Raw genomic sequence first — 16,740 nt, 5'->3', positions numbered from 1 at the left:
AGGGCTCCTTTCTTCAAATATAGGAAAGTCTATCATTTCGCCATACGATCTCTATATTTCTCCGGAATGAAACGCGCCACCGCCATAAGGACGGCGACAGCCGTTTCACCTTGATTTACAGCTCCCTAGACTTATGCGCATATTGCATAAGACTAGGGAGCTTTTCTTTTTTCCTCACATTAATTCAGGGAATTCCCTGACATACAAAGCAGAAACATAGCTTTATAATAAATTTAAAGATGGCTTGTAATCCCGGAAGGAGGAACAAGAATGAAGATGCTCGAAGCGAATATCGCTGATATGATAGAGCAAATGAAAAGAGACACGGATAGCGATATCGCAATTCTTGGCTCAATAGATACAAGCAAACGCAAACTGCGCTGGTCTTTTGCAAACGGCAGCATTAGCGAAAGGACGCTGCAAGTTGAACAAAAGCCGAACGCAGGATTATCCGGAACTGCAATTCGTTCCGCCAGATTAGCATGCACAGGCAAACCGCTGACAGATGCGGAGCGCTTTAAAATAGGTGAACCTATATTATTAGCGGAGCAGTTGCGAATTGCAGCGAGTATACCCATTCTTATGAATAGCAGTATTTATGGTGTCGTATTAATGGGCAGACGCTCCGAGCAAACTTATTCGAGAGAGGAGCTTGAAATCGCAACTCATCTGGCGAAAGAGCTCTCCTTTATATTGTTCAAACAGCAAGTATTTGATTGAAACTGACGCTAGATGGCGTAAGTTGCGCTATAATAATGGGATGGACATCATTGTTGGACTCATAGGGAGTAAAGGGCAGTCCGGTGGAAGGAGAAAAAAATGATAAAGCTGATGATTTGCGATGACCATGCGATGGTCAGATCCGCACTAGCCATGCTGCTGCACGGGAAGCATGATATTGAGGTGGTAGGTGAAGCTTCTGAAGGAGATGAGGCGATTCAGCTGGCACAGCAGTTGCTGCCGGATGTTGTCTTAATGGATCTAAGCATGCCTCACGGCAAGGATGGAATGACTGCGACGACAGAGCTTAAGAAGCTGCTGCCGGATACAGCCGTTCTTATCTTAACGATGCATGACGATGATGAATATTTATTCCGAGCGATTCATATTGGTGCTTCAGGCTATATTTTGAAAAATGCGCCTCATGACGAGCTGATTTCTGCTATTCAGTCGGTTGCGCAGGGCAATGCTTATCTATATCCTACAGCTACTAAGCGGCTGATGAGCGAATACCTCGTGAAGCTAAAGCAGGGCGGCGAGGACAGCGGTCCTTATGAGACGTTATCTGAGCGTGAAAAGGAAATACTGGGCTGGATCGCTAAAGGCTACTCGAACAAGGAAATTGCTGAAAATTTGATTATAAGCGTCAAAACGGTAGAAACACACAAGAGCCATCTCATGGGTAAGCTTGGTCTAAGAACACGGCCAGAGCTTATTAAGTTTGCGCTGAAGAAGGGACTGCTGAACTTTGACTAAATATACGGAAGAGAAATATCGGCAAACGATAGGTGCGGACGTGGACTATCTTTTGTCTGTTCTAGAGAGTGAAATTGATGATAAGTCGATGCTTGCAAGGGTGAACCAGTCCCTCAAGGAGCTTGCTGATGTAAAGTTTGCTCTGGATGAATCGTCTATTGTAGCGGTTACAGATGTAAAGGGTAAAATCGAATACATTAATGATAAGTTTTGTGAAATTTCAAAGTACGACCGCGAAGAGCTGATCGGCAAGGATCATCGTATTATTAATTCAGGCTTTCATGGAAGCGAATTCTTTCGCAAGCTTTGGCAGACGATCTCCTCAGGCGAGATATGGCGCGGTGAAATAAAAAATCGCGCAAAGGATGGAAGCTTTTATTGGGTTAGTACGACGATCATTCCATTCCTTGATGCGGAGGGGAAGCCTTATCAGTATCTTGCTATCCGCAGTGAAGTAACCCAAAGAAAGCTGGCAGAGCAGAAGCTGAAGGAAATGATGGTAAAGGTGCTTGAAATTCAAGAGGATGAGCGCAAACGAATTTCTCGTGAGCTGCATGATGGCATCGGACAAAGCTTGTTCTCATTGCTCATTCAATTGGATCGCTTGATTGGGGAGCATGATCATATTAAAGAGCTGAGCGCATTGCGCACAGATGTGTCAGGCGTGATGGAGGACATTCGAGGGCTTGCATGGGAGCTGCGGCCATCCGTGCTTGATGATCTTGGCGTCGTTCCGGCAATTCGAACTTATGTAGACAATTACTCCCAGCACTTTGGCATTCGCCTGAAGCTGGAGAGCAATTTTAAGGGCAGATTGGGCATTATGAAGGAAACCGCGATTTATCGTGTCATTCAAGAGGCACTGACGAACATCGCTAAATATGCTGAGGTAGCGGAGGCTGAGGTTAGGCTGGAGGAGCGTGAGACAGAGGTTGAAGTAGGCATTATCGACTTAGGCCAAGGCTTTAGCAGTGAGCGGATAGGGCGCGGCGTTGGCTTATTCAGCATGGAGGAGAGAGCACGCAGTGTGGGCGGACACCTAGAGGTTGTATCGAAGCCAGGGCATGGTACGACAGTGAGGTTTGTCGTTCCGAAGGAGCAGCCTGCGCAATAATTAAGGCGGAATTCGAGAGGAGGCGCTTCATGTATCGGATATTCATCGTAGAGGATGACGATAAAATTGCGTCTATTTTAAAAAGTAATATGGACAAATATGGTTTTAAAGCGACCTGTGCTGTACAATTTCGTGAAATTATGCCGGAGCTTGAAGCGTCCGAGCCTCATTTGGTGCTGCTGGACATTAACTTGCCATATTATGACGGTTATTATTGGTGCAGACAAATTCGGACTCGCTCAAGCGTTCCGATTATTTTTATTTCTGCTCGAGCAGGAGAGATGGATCAGGTGTTGGCTATCGAAAACGGCGGCGATGACTACGTAACGAAACCGATTCATTTAGATTTAATGATGGCCAAGGTGAAAAGCGTGCTGCGTCGTGTATACGGTGAATATGCAGGCTCAGAGCTTGCTGCCTTTGAGGCTGAAGCGGGTACAGATTTAGCGGAGATCAGTGCCAACGGGCTGCGGCTTTACTTAAGCCGAAATAAGCTGGAATGGGAAGGGCGGCAAACCTCGCTGACGAAGAACGAACAGCTGCTTGCTGAATGTCTAATGAAGCAGCCAGGCAAGATTGCATCGCGTGAGCAATTGCTGGAGGCGCTTTGGGATGATGTGCAATTCGTTGATGATAATACGCTTACGGTCAATGTGACGAGGCTTAGAAGGAAGCTTGAGGAGCTTGGTTTAACGAAAGCCATTGAAACGGTGCGCGGGCAAGGCTATAAGCTGGTTATAGGTGAACAAAGTGGGGAAACGTCGCGATGAAGGGCTTATCGCTGGCGTTCTTTTTGCGTGATCGGCTGTTGTTTATAATGATGGCTCTGTTGATCATTGGATTGTCCATAATGATGCTGCTGCTTGAACGCGAACGTTACGCATCCTTTATTGAGCTGAACACGATTTATTATTTTATCGTGCTCTCTTTATTTTTTTTAGGTTTATGGCTAGCCATCGACTATTTGCGACAACGTGCTTACTTTAATCAGCTATTAGACGCTATTGAAAGATCTGATGAGCTGCAGTCAGCTGAAATCGTGCAATCGACCGTAACGAAGGAACAGAAGCTTGTTGCAAGGCTCCTTGCGGAGCAAAATCGCGCTTATTTGAATGAGCTTGGCAAATATCGTCGACAGCAGGAGCTGCATAACCATTTTGTACTGCAGTGGGTGCATCACATGAAGACACCTTTGTCAGTTATTGATCTGCTTGCGCAGCAGACGCTGCAGCAGGAGCTAACTGAGCAGGAGGACCAGAAGCAGCTAGCACTCAGCTTGCAGGAGGAGACGGATCGAATGACGCGCGGGCTGGAGATGATGCTTTACACAGCTCGTCTGGACAAATTCCAAATCGATCTGTCTATTAAGCAGGTTGCCCTGCATGAGATTGCACGAACCGTAATAAATGCCCATAAGAAGCTATGTATTCGCCATTCTATTTTCCCGCGAATCGATGGTGAGCTTTGGGTGGAGACGGATGAGAAGTGGATGGCCTTTTTATTCAATCAATTCATCAGCAATGCTATTAAATACAGTAAAAGCAAGCCAGGCGCGAAGAAGCTGAGCTTCCAATTGGAGCCTACTAGTGAAGGGGGAGGCAAGCTTGCAATAAAAGACGAGGGTATTGGAATAGCCGCGCATGACCTTCCGAGAGTGTTCGACCCCTTCTTCACTGGAGAGAACGGACGTACAACTGGAGAATCGACGGGAATGGGGCTGTATTTGGCCAAGCAAGTATGCAATCGTCTGGGACATACGCTGTCTATAGCTTCTATACTCGGAGAGAGCACGACGGTTAACCTTGCGTTTCAGCCTCGGGGCATTCATATTTTGAGCAAGTCAGATGATCAGAATGAAAGCTAAGTGACAATTTTGTAAGCAAGACAATGTAACTTTGAAAGGGAAATCGATGGGTTCAACGTCTCCTTCCCGTCTATACTAATGCTATTGAAGCAATAGGAATGGCATTTTGAGGAGGAACATGGCAATGAGTGTACTACATGCACAAGGGCTTGGCAAAATATACAGCAGCAAAGGAAACGTTGCTTACAAAGCGCTTGAAGATATTGAGCTGAATGTGGAGGCAGGGGAATTTGTAGGTGTTATGGGTCCTTCGGGAAGCGGGAAAACAACGCTGCTTAATTTATTATCTACGATTGACCGGCCAACCTCTGGTCAAATCGAAATTAACGGCGTCAATCCAAGTAAGCTAACGGATAAGAAACTAGCATTATTCCGCCGCCGCGAGCTTGGTTTTGTATTTCAAGATTTTAATTTGCTCGACACGCTGTCCATGAAGGAAAACATTATTTTACCGCTCGTATTAGAAGGCTTGGCGCCTAAAAAGATCGAACAGAAGCTGGACCCGCTGGCAGAGCTGCTGCAAATAAAGGATATTTTAAACAAACGGACGTACGAGGTGTCTGGCGGTCAGAAGCAGCGCGCCGCGATAGCACGGGCGATTATTCATCAGCCTTCGTTAGTGCTTGCAGATGAGCTGACTGGCAATCTTGATTCCAAATCAGCGAAGGATGTAATGGACTCGCTCAAGGATATGAATGAGCGTTTCAAAGCTACCGTGCTGATGGTCACGCATGATCCGTTTTCAGCGAGCTACTGTCAGCGCATTGTGTTTATAAAGGATGGAAGGTTTTTCTCGGAAATTCGACGAGGCTCCAACCGCCAAGCCTTTTTTCAACAAATATTAGACGCTCTCAGCGTGCTGGGAGGTAATTTCGATGACGTTCCGTTCGCTCGCGCTTAGCAATATTCGGGGCAACTGGCGGTCATACAGCGCATTTTTTCTGAGCAGTGTGTTTTCTGTTATGATCTTTTATATCTATGCTGCTTTCTTGTACCATCCCGAAGTAGAGAATGGAAGTATCATGGCTGCATCTAAAATCCGCTCAGGCATGATGTTTTGTGAATATATTATTATCATTTTTTCATTTTTATTTGTACTTTACTCAAACTCTGCCTTTCTAAAGACGAGGCAGCAGGAATTTGGTTTGTTCTCCTTATTCGGAATGACAAAAGCCCAGCTCCGAAAGCTTGTCATCTATGAAAATGCAGCAATTGCCGTTCTCGCGATAGCTGTAGGCATATTGCTTGGCATGCTGTTCAGCAAGCTGTTTTTTATGGCGCTGGCGGTGCTGCTTAAACTGGAGGAGACCATCCCGTTTGCAGCTCCGCTAAAGGCTATCGGGATAACCGCAGGCGGATTTTTTACTTTGTTTATGGTTATTTCGATATGGACAGCACTTAGAATCGGACGGACAGAAATTGTTGATTTATTGAAAGCAGCACGAAGGCCAAAGGGACAGCTTATATTCTCACCTTGGCTGGTAGCTGTTTCTGCCGTTTGCTTAGCAGCGGCTTATGGGATGGCAGTTATGATGGATATCGACTCATTTGTAGTACTGGCGCTGCCGATATTGATTACAGTCGTAGTTGGTACTTATTTTCTGTTTACACAGCTTAGTATTTTGCTGCTGAGATTAATTCAGAAACGTACTTCTGTTTACTATAAGCGTACCAATATGATGATATTCGCTCAGCTTGGCTATAAAATAAAAGATAACGCACGAATTTTATTTATCGTTTCAATTTTAAGTGCAGTCATCATGACAGCACTCGGCACCGTTTATATTATGCAAATCTCTGGTAAGAAGGAGATACTTGAAAGTAATCCATTTACGATAGCCTATAGAGAAACAGGCCTGAATACACATGAGGTTATCGACCCTGCTCAGATAAAGCGCATGGTAGCCGAGGATGGCTTCGAGATTGTAAAAGAAGCTAAAGCAGTAGGCGTTGTAATTAATCGTTTTACTGTTAAATGGGAAGATGGAGCCTTTTACGAGAATAAATATGATATGGATGCTTTGATCATCTCGGCAACGGACTACAATAAGCTTGCAGAAATGACCGGTAAACCGCTTATTCATCCTGATGCTGGGAAGCTGACGCTCACGTCCTCTTTCTATGGTGAGTCCCCAAGTAAGAATGGAATCGTCAAAGGCTATATTAACGGGAAAGAAACAGAATACGTGATCAACGACGCAGTTGATTCGAAGCCTATGAACTTGCTGGATAATAATTATTATATGTTTATTATGGATGATTTTTCCTATGTTAAGCTTGCAGCCAGCATCCCAGAGGATCAAATAAATGTGATGTATGGCTTTGAACTCAGCGATTGGGAGACATCAGCCGCTACGGTAGAAAAGCTTAATCAGCTAGTAGCGCCTGAGAAGCTTAATTCCCAAACCGATTTTAGACGTGCAGCTAGATTCAACGAAATGCAGGAGTCAATTTCGTTAACGCTGTTTATCGGCTTGTTCATTAGCTTATTATTTTTTATCGCCTCCGGAAGCATGATTTATTTCAAGCTGTTTACGGAGCTTCAAGAGGATCAAGCACAGTTTAAAGCTTTGTCTCGAATCGGTATGACCAAGGGCGAGATTCGTAAAATTGTCGTTACTCAAATAGGCATTATATTTTTTGTCCCTGTTGTTGTCGGCATCTCACATGCTTTGTTTGCCATGAAGGCACTGGACAATATTATGGGCTCGTCCAATTGGTTTTATTCTTTCATCGTTATTGGCATTTACATTGCGATGCAGACCTTGTATTTCTTGATCGCTTGCAGCAGCTATATGAAAAGCATGCTGCGTAGCGCGAGTGCCTAGTTAAAACGAATACGGCTTCCTTCTCCATTACAGAGAGGGGAGCCGTATTTTTGCGAGAAACTTGTTGCCCTTAGATAAGGACGACGTAGTCGTTTCTGCTTAAATAAAGTTAAAAACAGGTAAAGGTACTGATTTGTCGCAAATCAATTCCCGTATACATCCAAAACCTTCCATTCCAGCGAAAGCCTGCGGTTGAGGTGCGACCGACGAATATCGGGAAAAACCAGAAGTTTTGACCGTTCTGGAGCCATATATAAGTGTTGCGAAATAGGCAGCCGTTAATTGCGCCTGGATCAACGGCGAATAGTGAAGCAGAAGGCTGCTGAGGTGTAAATTGTGGGGGCGGCGCTGATGGTCCAGCACCCATCGGTCCCATCGAACCTGGTCCCTGCGGTCCTTGCGGCCCCATCGGTCCCATTGAACCAGGCCCTTGCGGTCCTTGGGGTCCGAGCGGTCCTAGAGGTCCTAAAGGTCCCATTGGTCCCTGCGGACCGAATGGTGGAAATAATGCCATACAAAGATCACTCCTTATGATTTAGGCTAAAGCATCGTATGCTAGAGTGTATCGCATGGATTGGGCGATTTTGTTTATAATTTGCTTCCAAGTATGGCAACGGTCAGTCTGGAGGATAGGAAAGTGATTCCATTCCAGGAAAGAAGATTCTCCACATAGCCGAGCGTATCTGCGTTTGTAGTGCCAATGATACGCTGTAGAGCCAGCAAATCAAAAGAGCCGCGATTTTCATTGCTCACAATTGGATTTAATGCAGCCAGTGCAAGCACCTCACCTTGAATAGGTTTCTTAAGCACACCATTATCATGGTAATAAGTCGATAAATAAGTATAGCCTTTGCCGCTAATATCAATGATAAAGCGCATACCCAGCTGAGGACTCGTTACGGCTACCTTATACATGTCTTCATATTGGACATGAAATTGGTTTTCTTGATTGTATTGATCGGAGGTAAACAGCAAACGAAGCTCATTATGCGCAAAGGAGTAGACATAAAAGGTACCATAGCCGCCGCTGCCTCCAGAGTCGATACTGATTAGAACATCACTGATTTTATTTTGATCAAAATCACCGAGGAACAGCGAAGCATTATAACCGACATTGTTCTGGAGAGGTACGACAATGCGCTGCTGGGAATAACCATCAAGGATGACTAGTGTAATTTGCTCTGCGAAAATACCGGATGGGCCGTCAGGTTTATTTCCTAACAGGTATACATTATCTGGAATGCCGTCTCCGTTTATATCCCCTTGCTTCATATCCAAAATGTATTCTTTTCCGTAAACGCTGCCCGGCCCTAACCTGTGTGTATGAAAAGACGAGTACATAACCATACCTCCAAGCGTGAAGAAACTATGCTCTTGTCTATACCTATGCAGAACCGCTTGTATTTGATTGTGCGAATGCCTATAAGGGGAAGGAGGGAGGATCGGCGTTTCATACGCGACTGCCTCCCTTTTACTGCTATTGAGGAGTTAATAAGGCTTTGGGATGGTTGTTATTTGAAGATCGCCGCAGCGCTCATGAGGGGCAGTTGAGCACGAATAGCTAATATGATTGCTGACATCTATCAGAGACAAGCGATAGCCATGCTTAGCGCCAGTGTCAATCGCGATTCGACGGCTGCCGAGCCAAGGCTCTCCTGCGGGAGCATGAAGCTTAAACGTGGGCGTGTGACCGAATATAATAATGTATTGCTGCGCTTCGTCTTGTACGGATAAAGGCTTCGGAATAAACTCGTCGCGAATTTCAGTCAGATCGATCGGACTTTGCAGGGACAATGGAATACCTGGGCGAATACCGGCATGAACAAATAAATAGCGACCATCAATTACATACAAGGGAAGCTGTTCGAGCCACTCCACAGTATCTGGATTCAGCGACTCCCTCTGCTTTGTTGATGTGAGCAGTCGCAGTTCTTGATTTCCAAGCAACGCCTGAGCACCTCCGGCAACGAGCTGATAAATCAGATCCAATGTGTCCCAGGTAGAAGGTTTATCAGCATCGATATAGTCGCCTAATAATATAAGTCGATCTTGCAGCGGATCATAGTCTGCCTCTTTAAGCAGGAGCGACAGTTCTTCCTTATAACCGTGAATGTCTGCTGCTGCTAGAAGTCGCGAGTTCTTGTTTGTAGGGTTAGACAAATGTATCGACTACCTTTCTTGAAATATAGGGAAGTATATCATTTCGCCATACATTCTCCGAACCTGTTGATCGTGATGCTGAGTCAGCAGCCGGAGGGCGGAGAACAGATAACGAAAGCTAACGGAAACCAGAGACTCTATTCCGCAGGAATGAAGCGATAATGGGTAGATAGGGTACAAATAGAGGCCCGTGTTTCCGTTACAATTTTGAAACGAACAATAAAGGCGATTTAGCGTCTCTGATTTCCGTTAGAAGCGAGAGCTGACGCGTCTGCGATTTCTAATCAACCGTATGGTTGATTTTGTTCTTCATTCGGATAAATAAAGGCTGAGCTTATTGAAAGCTTAATCGAAACCTGCTCGCCAGCCTCTAGCGGAAGGCTGAGCACTAGGTACAGCTTTTGACCGCAGCTCGTTTGCGCGACCGTACGCCAGTGATTTCCTTCGAAGGTGCAGTGGAGCACTTGTAAGGACAGCAAATTATCGCCCTTCAGCAGCTGCTCGTTTAATGAGGGAGCGATATCGCTCATGGCTTCTCTATGGCGATTTACGACCTCGACCTCCTCGGGACGAAACATCAGAATCGCTTCAGAATGTTCAGGCAGGCTTGTTTGCTCTGGAGCTAGCAAGCCTCGGATAAGCGAGGAGCCGATGCGTACGGCAATACCTCCATCCAAGTGGATGACTTGTCCGCGCAAGCCGTTAATCGCACCGAGCAAGGAAGCTGCCCAGCGGCTGGCGGGTCTAGTAAAGCATTGCTGAGGCGTGCCGATCTGATCGATTTGCCCGTTGCGAAGAATAAGCAGTCGATCAGCCATAGCGAAGGCTTCATCTGGATCATGCGTAACGTGAAAAACACTTATGCCCAGCCTGCGGAACAGATACGCCATTTCAGTACGCATCTCTACACGCAGCCGCATATCCAGATTTGAGAGCGGCTCGTCAAGGAGCATAAGCTTAGGCCTTGTTGCAAGCGCTCTTGCAATCGCAACGCGCTGCTGTTGTCCCCCAGACAGCTGCGGGGGCAGGCGATGCTCCAGCCCTTCAAGATGGAGCATCACGAGCAGCTCTTGGACTCGCTGCTGGATGTCGGCTTTTGCCATTTTGCCTCTGCGCAGTCCATAAGCAATATTGTCCAGTACGTTCATATGCGGCCATAGCGCATAATCCTGAAACACCATATTAACCCCGCGCTTCTCGGGCGGCATCATGACGGATGAGGAAGCAATGACCTCCTCGCCTAATGACAGCTGACCGCTGTCAGGCTTGGATAAGCCAGCTACAAGCTGAAGCAGCGTCGATTTGCCGCAGCCTGACGGACCGAGCACGCTAATAATCTCACCTTCACGCATTTCGAAGGAGATTCCCTTCAGCGCTTGAAATGAACCGTAGCTTTTGGTTAAGGCGTTCGCTGTAAGCAGCGGCCTGGTTGCCGCAACAGCTAACTGTTCGGGCTTATGTGAAGGACTCTGGCTGTATTTTAAGGCAGTCGATGTCATACTTTAACCTCCTTGCGGCGGAGCAGAAGCTCAATCGCCAATATAATTAAAATAACGATGCCTGATCCTAGTACGGTGGCGGCCGAAGCATAACCAAAATCCAGATCCTCAAATGCTTTGTTGATTGAAACCGGCAGTGTCAAGAAGTTAGGCGGAAACAGGATGGAATTGACTGCTAAATCAAATACGCTGGAGCCGAAGGCAGCTAAGCCTGCTGAGAGTAATGCACCTCGTATTAATGGAACAAGGATATAGCGCAGCCGGTTGAAGAATGTATCTCCCTGAAGCTGTGCTGCCGTTAGCAAGCTGTAAGGCACCTTTGCCATAGCACCGACCATTAGTCTCGTAATGATGGGAATTGCGCCTGCAATAGCAGCTAGGACGAGAATCCACGGCGTACCATATAGGAGTAGTCCAATTGAAGCCAGCCACTTCTGATTCCAGACGAATATATATCCGATGCCGAGCACGACGCCGGGTACAGCTAGCGTGACAATCGAGAATACCTCAATGGTGCGTTTGAATTTGAACTGTGAATAGGTAAGCACATAGGCGACGCAGAGTCCAAACAACAGGCCTAGCAGGGCAGCGCTTCCCGCAATCATGAGAGAGTGGGAAAGGCCTTTAAGCAGCATGCTAGAGCTATCGAATAAATCGCGGTAATGCGCTAAGGTCAGATTGTTTAGCTTTAAGCCTCCAGACTGTGTTTTGAAGACAGACATGAGCAGGTTTGCACCTATCGGAATGCCAATAACGACGGCAAGAAATAACAAGTTTAGTGTTGTGAGCAGAACACTATATTTGCCCGCTGGCTTCGGCATGGAACGCTCCGCTCGTGCGGATAAGAAATCGAAACGTGAGCGGCGCATAGCATAAAACTGTACAAACATAGCAATGCCGATTAACAATACAAGGTAGAAGGAAAGCACGCCTGCCATATCAAATCGGATCGGCGATGTATAAATAGCTGAGTAAATAGAGTAAGGAAGCGTCGGAAAACGGTAGACCGCGGCGATCGAGGCTGGAAGCCCGAAATCACCGATCGTGTCCATAAACACAAGTGCAGCACCGGCAAACACAGCTGGCATCAGCAACGGGGCTTGAATGGTTCTCCATACGGTGAACGCCGATGCGCCAGATAGCCGCGCTGCATGGGAGAGCTGATCGACCTTCCATTCCATTGCAGCATGAACGCTCAAATAAGCGAATGGAAACTTGCTCAAGGTCATAATGAAGATGAGTCCGGCAGGCTGAAATACAGCACCTGTTATCCAGTTCCAGCCAAGCACGTTAACGGCGATTCCACCGCCTGCCGCAAATAAAACCCAGCCCTGCGCCAAGATGAACGATGGCGTAATAATAAGCAGCCAAACGGATGCATCCAGCAGCTTCGCTGTAGGAAAAGCCCAGTTGGATCGTATCATAGCCAGCACGCCCCCGAGCATCGTAGCGAGCAGTGTTGTACCTAGGCCGAGCATAACGGAATTTTCTAGCGATTTTTGCCATAGGGGACGATTGAATATTTCAAGCAGCAGCCTAAGGTCCCCGAGTTGCCAGTTTCCGAAGAAAACCCCAGGCAGCAGTACTTGAATTATGACTGCCGCCAAGGGATACAGGACGAGGACGAATAGGATGAGACTGACGAACCAGCCTAGACGATCCTTTATTAAGCTTTGCATCGCTTATTTAACGGACTGATCGGCGAACCATTGCTTGATCGCCGCTTCATTCTCGGATGCCCAGGAAGCATCGGCTGCAACGAGCTTCGCATCGGCTTCGCGATCGGCTTTAGCGTTTACACCGTTCACGGAAGGTTGGAAATAGCTTTCGTCGCCTTGATCGATTAAAGCTTGCTGTGTTTTTGGATCTAACAAAAATTCAATAAATGCTTTTGCGGCATTCGGATTTTTGGTGTCTTTTTGAATGGCCGCTACACGAACTGAAGCGGGCGCACCTTCGGCTGGCCAAATGATTTCAATCGGCTCACCGTTGTTTTTCATCGAGTAGGCATTGCTCTCTTGCAGAGCAGCAATAGAAATTTCACCAGCGGCAAGCGCTTTGACGACATTTGGATTTTTCGGATATACACGCAGACCATTGTCCATCAGTGAGCTGAAGAAGGTTTGTGCGCCATCGATTTCCTTTTGATTAAAGAACCAAGAAACGAAAGGATACGCAGGAGCTGCGATAGCCGGGTCAGCCATGCCAATCATATTTTTATAGTTGGCGTTCGAGAAATCCTCCCATGTTTTTGGAGCATCCTCGGCCTTAACCTTATCCTTGTTGTAGACGATAACGCCTGCTGCATGAGCACCAGTCGGCATATACCACTGCTTCTCAGGCACAAAGCCTTTGGAAAAATCGGTCAGATTAGCAGCATTGCTAGGCAACCAGCCCTCTAGCAGCTGACCGCTTGCACCCAGGCCATAAATAGAAGGCATCGCATCCAGCCATAAAACATCCCAGTGCGGATTGCCTTTCTCTGCCTCGACGCGGGACATAATTTCAGCGCCGTTGCCAGCAACGACCTCAAGCTTGTACCCGGTTGCTTCCTCAAACAAAGGGGCGATGATGCTGTCAAAATCATTTAAGTAAACGGTCAATGTTCCTTCATCTTCAGCTGCAGCTGGTTCAGTCGTTTGTGCAGCTTCAGTAGGAGCTGTAGTTTGTGTATTTCCTGAATTTACTGAAGCATTGTTTGTATTGCCTGTACTGCCGTTGCCGCAAGCTGCGGTCAGTGTGACTAGTCCAGCAAGCACAATCGTTCCAAGCCAGCGTTTCCCATTTGTTTTCATCGTTTTTAATTCCCTCCACTTTCTGTTTTGCTTACTCTCTCACTTTAGCAATCGATTGTCAGCCGATTGTTAACGTAATGTCGAGAAATTATTAAGTATATTCAATAGATATTGATATACGTATAGATTTCATCTATATTACTAAGCAATAAGCAGGGGAGGCGGAATGATATGAACGTACAGCAGCTGCATGTATTTATGGAGGTTTGTGGAGGACGGACACTTGCTGAAGCAGCTGGCAAGCTTGGCTTGAAGCAGCCGACGATCAGCTTTCATCTCAAAAAGCTCGAGGAGGAGCTTGGTGTTGAGCTGTTTCGGAAGCAATCCCGCAGCTTGCAGCCAAGCGAAGCCGCTTTGGAGCTGCTTCCTTATGCGAGGCGAATCGTCTTCCTGATGGAGGAAGCAAGACTTGCTATGCTGGAGCGCCGCGAGCTGGGTGAAGGACGCCTTCGGCTTGGGGCAAGCTATACGCCAGCAACCTACGTGCTGCCACCGCACTTTGCGGCGTACCGACAGCTAAATAAGGGAGTAAGCCTGATGCTTACGGTCAAGCAAGCAGGAGCTGTACTTGCCATGCTTCGCAGCAATGAAATTGATGTAGGGATTGTTTCACTGGGAGATGCAGTGGAGGATGGGCTTATTATTCAACCCTTAATCGAAGATGAGCTGAAGCTGCTGCTGGCGCCTGAGCATCCCCTAGCCGACTATGCGCAAATCGAGGTGGAGCAGCTGAGAGAGGAAACATTTTTGCTGCACGAGGTTGGCTCGACCTCACGAACCTTGTCTGACGAGTGGGCGAGCAAGGTTGGATTGCAATGGGGAAGCGTTATGGAGCTGGGTGCGATTGAAACGATTAAGGAGGCGTTAAAATGCAATATGGGCATCGGCATCTTGCCGCGTCGGAGTGTCATTCGAGAGGTCGAGGCAGGCGAGCTGGTCCTATGCGACTTGCCTGAATATATCAACCGCAGACATATCTGCTTGGCATACCGGAATGAGGAGCAATTATCTCCTCATGTGCGATCTTTTATTGAATTTGTACGACATACCTTTCTAGTCCATGATAAGCAGTAAAGATCAAATACATGGAGGAAGCTGGGTTTACATAAAGCAAATGAATTTGGCAACACTAATGCGGAGCGTTATTTTTATAACTGTACTGCGGAGGTGTCGCCTTTTCATGAATCACTTAATCGTCTATTGTCATCCTAATCCAGACAGCTTTAATAATGCGATTGTCGACGCGTTTATTGGATCGTTGAAAGGGCATAATCATGAGGTCGTCGTACGTGATTTGTATGCGATGCGATTCGATCCCGTGCTGAAGGCCAGTGATTTTGCAGCGATGCGCGAGGGGAATACACCAACGGATATAAAGACGGAGCAGGAGCATGTCAAATGGGCGGACGCCTTTACGATGGTCTATCCGATTTGGTGGACGGGCTTGCCTGCGCTCATTAAAGGTTATATTGATCGGGTGTTCTCTTATGGCTTCGCCTATGCTTATGGCGAGGATGGCAGCATAAACAAGCTGCTTACTGGCAAGAAAGGACTAATTATTAATACACATGGCACTCCCTCGGAGATTTATAGTAAAACCGGCATGTATGAGGGGCTTAAAATAACGTCCGACACCGGTATATATGAATTTTGCGGCATTGATCCAGTTGGACATCTGTTCTTTGGCAGTGTACCGCAAATTGATGATGATGCCCGCAAGCAAATGCTGGAGGAAGTTAAAGAAAAGGCAGTGGGGTTGTTTGGTTAACAACATATTTGAAGGGGCAGCTCATGAGCAATAGAACGAGCTTGTCCTCGGATTATAAAAGTGCGTCATCAGGTTCGCAAAAATCTGATGGCGCACTTTTGCATGTAGGCGAGCCGAGAGGGGCTATTTTGACGAAAAGAAGGAGAGAATGGATAAAAAGGAAACTTAGATCGATGGGAATGATCAATTATGATGGATATTCATTGGCGTCTTGCCGAGCTGTGGCTGCTGCAGCAGAAGCGGCGGCTGACAGAGGCTGAAGCGTCTGAATTAAATGCCTGTATGACCTTGAACGCCAAATATGCGCAAAGGGTTGCCGAGCAATATAATTATGGGATCATGGCCAGTATGACGAAGGATTGGAGCTGGCTCCATGAAATATCGAGTGAGCTGGATAAGCTGGAGAGTCTATATGTGAGCAAACGACCTTCTTTTTTTGAAATATAGGTAAGAATAGAATAGACACCAAGCCGGTGAAAAATAGCAATTAAAGGTAGAAAAAGATGGTAGAATAGAGTAGCATAAGTAGTGAACAAGCAAGCTAAACAAACAAATTATTGATGAGGTGATTGGTCATGGCATTTCAATCCAAAAATATTTTTGTTAATTTACCGGTTAAAAATTTGAATGAATCCGTCGACTTTTTTTCAAAGCTTGGTTTTGAATTCAATCCTCAATTTACGGACGAGAATGCTACCTGTATGATTATTGGCGAAAATATTTTTGCTATGCTGCTGGTTGAAGACTATTTCAAATCATTTATTAAAAAAGAAATTGCGGATGCAACCACAACGACTGAGGTTATCGTGGCGTTGTCTGCGGAGAGCAGAGAGCAAGTAGATGAAATCGTAAATAAAGCTTTTGCTGCGGGCGCAAAGCATTACAACGAGCCTGTCGATCATGGATTTATGTACAGCTGGAGCTTTCAGGATATTAATGATCATCTATGGGAGCTGGTCTATATGGATGAGAATGAGGTTCAGCAATAGGGTAATGTCAATAGCGAAGATCAAGCTCCTGCTGTGATGCAGGGGTTTTTCTTTTGTGAATACCTAATGATGAGAGAGCGCTTGCGTAGCATGCAAGGAGTCAGGGGGGCGATCCCCTTTGGCTCTATACAAAAAAAGGAACGTCATCGCATATCGTGATGGCGTTTTTTTGTATGGTTTGCCTAGGGGGGCGATGAACCCCCTATTAATTCGCCCGTGCGGACGGAATGAAGTGGTTAACCATTAA

17 protein-coding genes are annotated in these 16,740 nt (G+C 46.5%); 11 read left to right on the top strand and 6 right to left on the bottom strand.

Annotated elements, in window-relative coordinates; translation table 11 throughout:
* The first annotated feature begins 270 nt into the window (after positions 1-270).
* From MHI37_RS22595 to MHI37_RS22565, 7 genes are all read left to right on the top strand, one after another.
* Positions 271-720 carry a GAF domain-containing protein gene (locus MHI37_RS22595; RefSeq protein WP_076337983.1) on the top strand — a complete coding sequence of 150 codons (450 nt, stop codon included), beginning with the start codon at positions 271-273 and terminating at the stop codon, positions 718-720.
* Between the two features lie 99 nt (positions 721-819).
* The gene (locus MHI37_RS22590) at positions 820-1,476 is read left to right on the top strand and encodes a response regulator transcription factor (protein WP_076337982.1); all 657 of its coding nucleotides are present in this window, start codon (positions 820-822) and stop codon (positions 1,474-1,476) included.
* A gap of 88 nt (positions 1,477-1,564) precedes the next feature.
* On the top strand, positions 1,565-2,590 hold the full coding sequence (locus tag MHI37_RS22585) for a PAS domain-containing protein (RefSeq protein ID WP_083676378.1): 1,026 nt from the start codon (positions 1,565-1,567) through the stop codon (positions 2,588-2,590).
* A 29-nt stretch (positions 2,591-2,619) separates the two neighbouring features.
* Positions 2,620-3,360 (top strand): response regulator transcription factor, encoded by a 741-nt coding sequence (locus tag MHI37_RS22580; protein ID WP_076337980.1) that lies wholly within the window; start codon positions 2,620-2,622, stop codon positions 3,358-3,360.
* A complete protein-coding gene (locus tag MHI37_RS22575; protein ID WP_076337979.1) occupies positions 3,357-4,454 on the top strand; it encodes a sensor histidine kinase in 1,098 nt (365 codons plus the stop codon). Before MHI37_RS22580 ends, MHI37_RS22575 begins: the two co-directional genes overlap by 4 nt.
* Before the next feature lie 124 nt (positions 4,455-4,578).
* Positions 4,579-5,355: an ABC transporter ATP-binding protein gene (locus tag MHI37_RS22570; RefSeq protein ID WP_076337978.1), complete on the top strand. Its 777-nt coding sequence runs from the start codon at positions 4,579-4,581 to the stop codon at positions 5,353-5,355.
* Positions 5,330-7,282 (top strand): ABC transporter permease, encoded by a 1,953-nt coding sequence (locus MHI37_RS22565; protein WP_076337977.1) that lies wholly within the window; start codon positions 5,330-5,332, stop codon positions 7,280-7,282. Before MHI37_RS22570 ends, MHI37_RS22565 begins: the two co-directional genes overlap by 26 nt.
* A gap of 109 nt (positions 7,283-7,391) precedes the next feature.
* Here the strand turns inward: MHI37_RS22565 and MHI37_RS22560 are convergent, their stop codons facing one another.
* From MHI37_RS22560 to MHI37_RS22535, 6 genes are all read right to left on the bottom strand, one after another.
* The gene (locus MHI37_RS22560; RefSeq protein WP_076337976.1) at positions 7,392-7,796 is read right to left on the bottom strand and encodes a transporter; all 405 of its coding nucleotides are present in this window, start codon (positions 7,794-7,796) and stop codon (positions 7,392-7,394) included.
* Positions 7,797-7,870: 74 nt separating this feature from the next.
* Positions 7,871-8,623, bottom strand: a complete 753-nt coding sequence (locus MHI37_RS22555) for a VCBS repeat-containing protein (RefSeq protein ID WP_144023729.1) — start codon at positions 8,621-8,623, stop codon at positions 7,871-7,873.
* A 147-nt stretch (positions 8,624-8,770) separates the two neighbouring features.
* On the bottom strand, positions 8,771-9,442 hold the full coding sequence (locus MHI37_RS22550; RefSeq protein ID WP_076337974.1) for a metallophosphoesterase family protein: 672 nt from the start codon (positions 9,440-9,442) through the stop codon (positions 8,771-8,773).
* A gap of 284 nt (positions 9,443-9,726) precedes the next feature.
* Entirely contained in the window at positions 9,727-10,941 is a 1,215-nt protein-coding gene (locus MHI37_RS22545; protein ID WP_083676374.1) for an ABC transporter ATP-binding protein, read from the bottom strand.
* On the bottom strand, positions 10,938-12,620 hold the full coding sequence (locus MHI37_RS22540) for an ABC transporter permease subunit (RefSeq protein ID WP_076337973.1): 1,683 nt from the start codon (positions 12,618-12,620) through the stop codon (positions 10,938-10,940). Before MHI37_RS22540 ends, MHI37_RS22545 begins: the two co-directional genes overlap by 4 nt.
* 3 nt (positions 12,621-12,623) lie before the next feature.
* The gene (locus tag MHI37_RS22535) at positions 12,624-13,736 is read right to left on the bottom strand and encodes an extracellular solute-binding protein (protein WP_076337972.1); all 1,113 of its coding nucleotides are present in this window, start codon (positions 13,734-13,736) and stop codon (positions 12,624-12,626) included.
* 171 nt (positions 13,737-13,907) lie between these two features.
* On the opposite strand from MHI37_RS22535, the gene MHI37_RS22530 reads away from it, so the two are divergent.
* The 4 genes from MHI37_RS22530 to MHI37_RS22515 all read left to right on the top strand — a co-directional run bounded on the left by MHI37_RS22530 (position 13,908) and on the right by MHI37_RS22515 (position 16,493).
* A complete protein-coding gene (locus MHI37_RS22530) occupies positions 13,908-14,810 on the top strand; it encodes a LysR family transcriptional regulator (protein WP_076337971.1) in 903 nt (300 codons plus the stop codon).
* 106 nt (positions 14,811-14,916) lie between these two features.
* Positions 14,917-15,504, top strand: a complete 588-nt coding sequence (locus tag MHI37_RS22525) for an NAD(P)H-dependent oxidoreductase (RefSeq protein WP_076337970.1) — start codon at positions 14,917-14,919, stop codon at positions 15,502-15,504.
* Between the two features lie 189 nt (positions 15,505-15,693).
* Complete coding sequence (locus tag MHI37_RS22520) at positions 15,694-15,951, top strand: hypothetical protein (RefSeq protein WP_076337969.1); 258 nt, start codon at positions 15,694-15,696, stop codon at positions 15,949-15,951.
* Between the two features lie 128 nt (positions 15,952-16,079).
* Positions 16,080-16,493: a VOC family protein gene (locus MHI37_RS22515; protein ID WP_076337968.1), complete on the top strand. Its 414-nt coding sequence runs from the start codon at positions 16,080-16,082 to the stop codon at positions 16,491-16,493.
* Positions 16,494-16,740: the final 247 nt, after the last annotated feature.

The sequence above is a fragment of the Paenibacillus sp. FSL H8-0548 genome, assembly GCF_038630985.1.
Classification (GTDB): domain Bacteria; phylum Bacillota; class Bacilli; order Paenibacillales; family Paenibacillaceae; genus Pristimantibacillus.
Note: the sequence above shows the minus strand (reverse complement) of the source record. Positions and strands in the feature narration are given on the sequence as shown.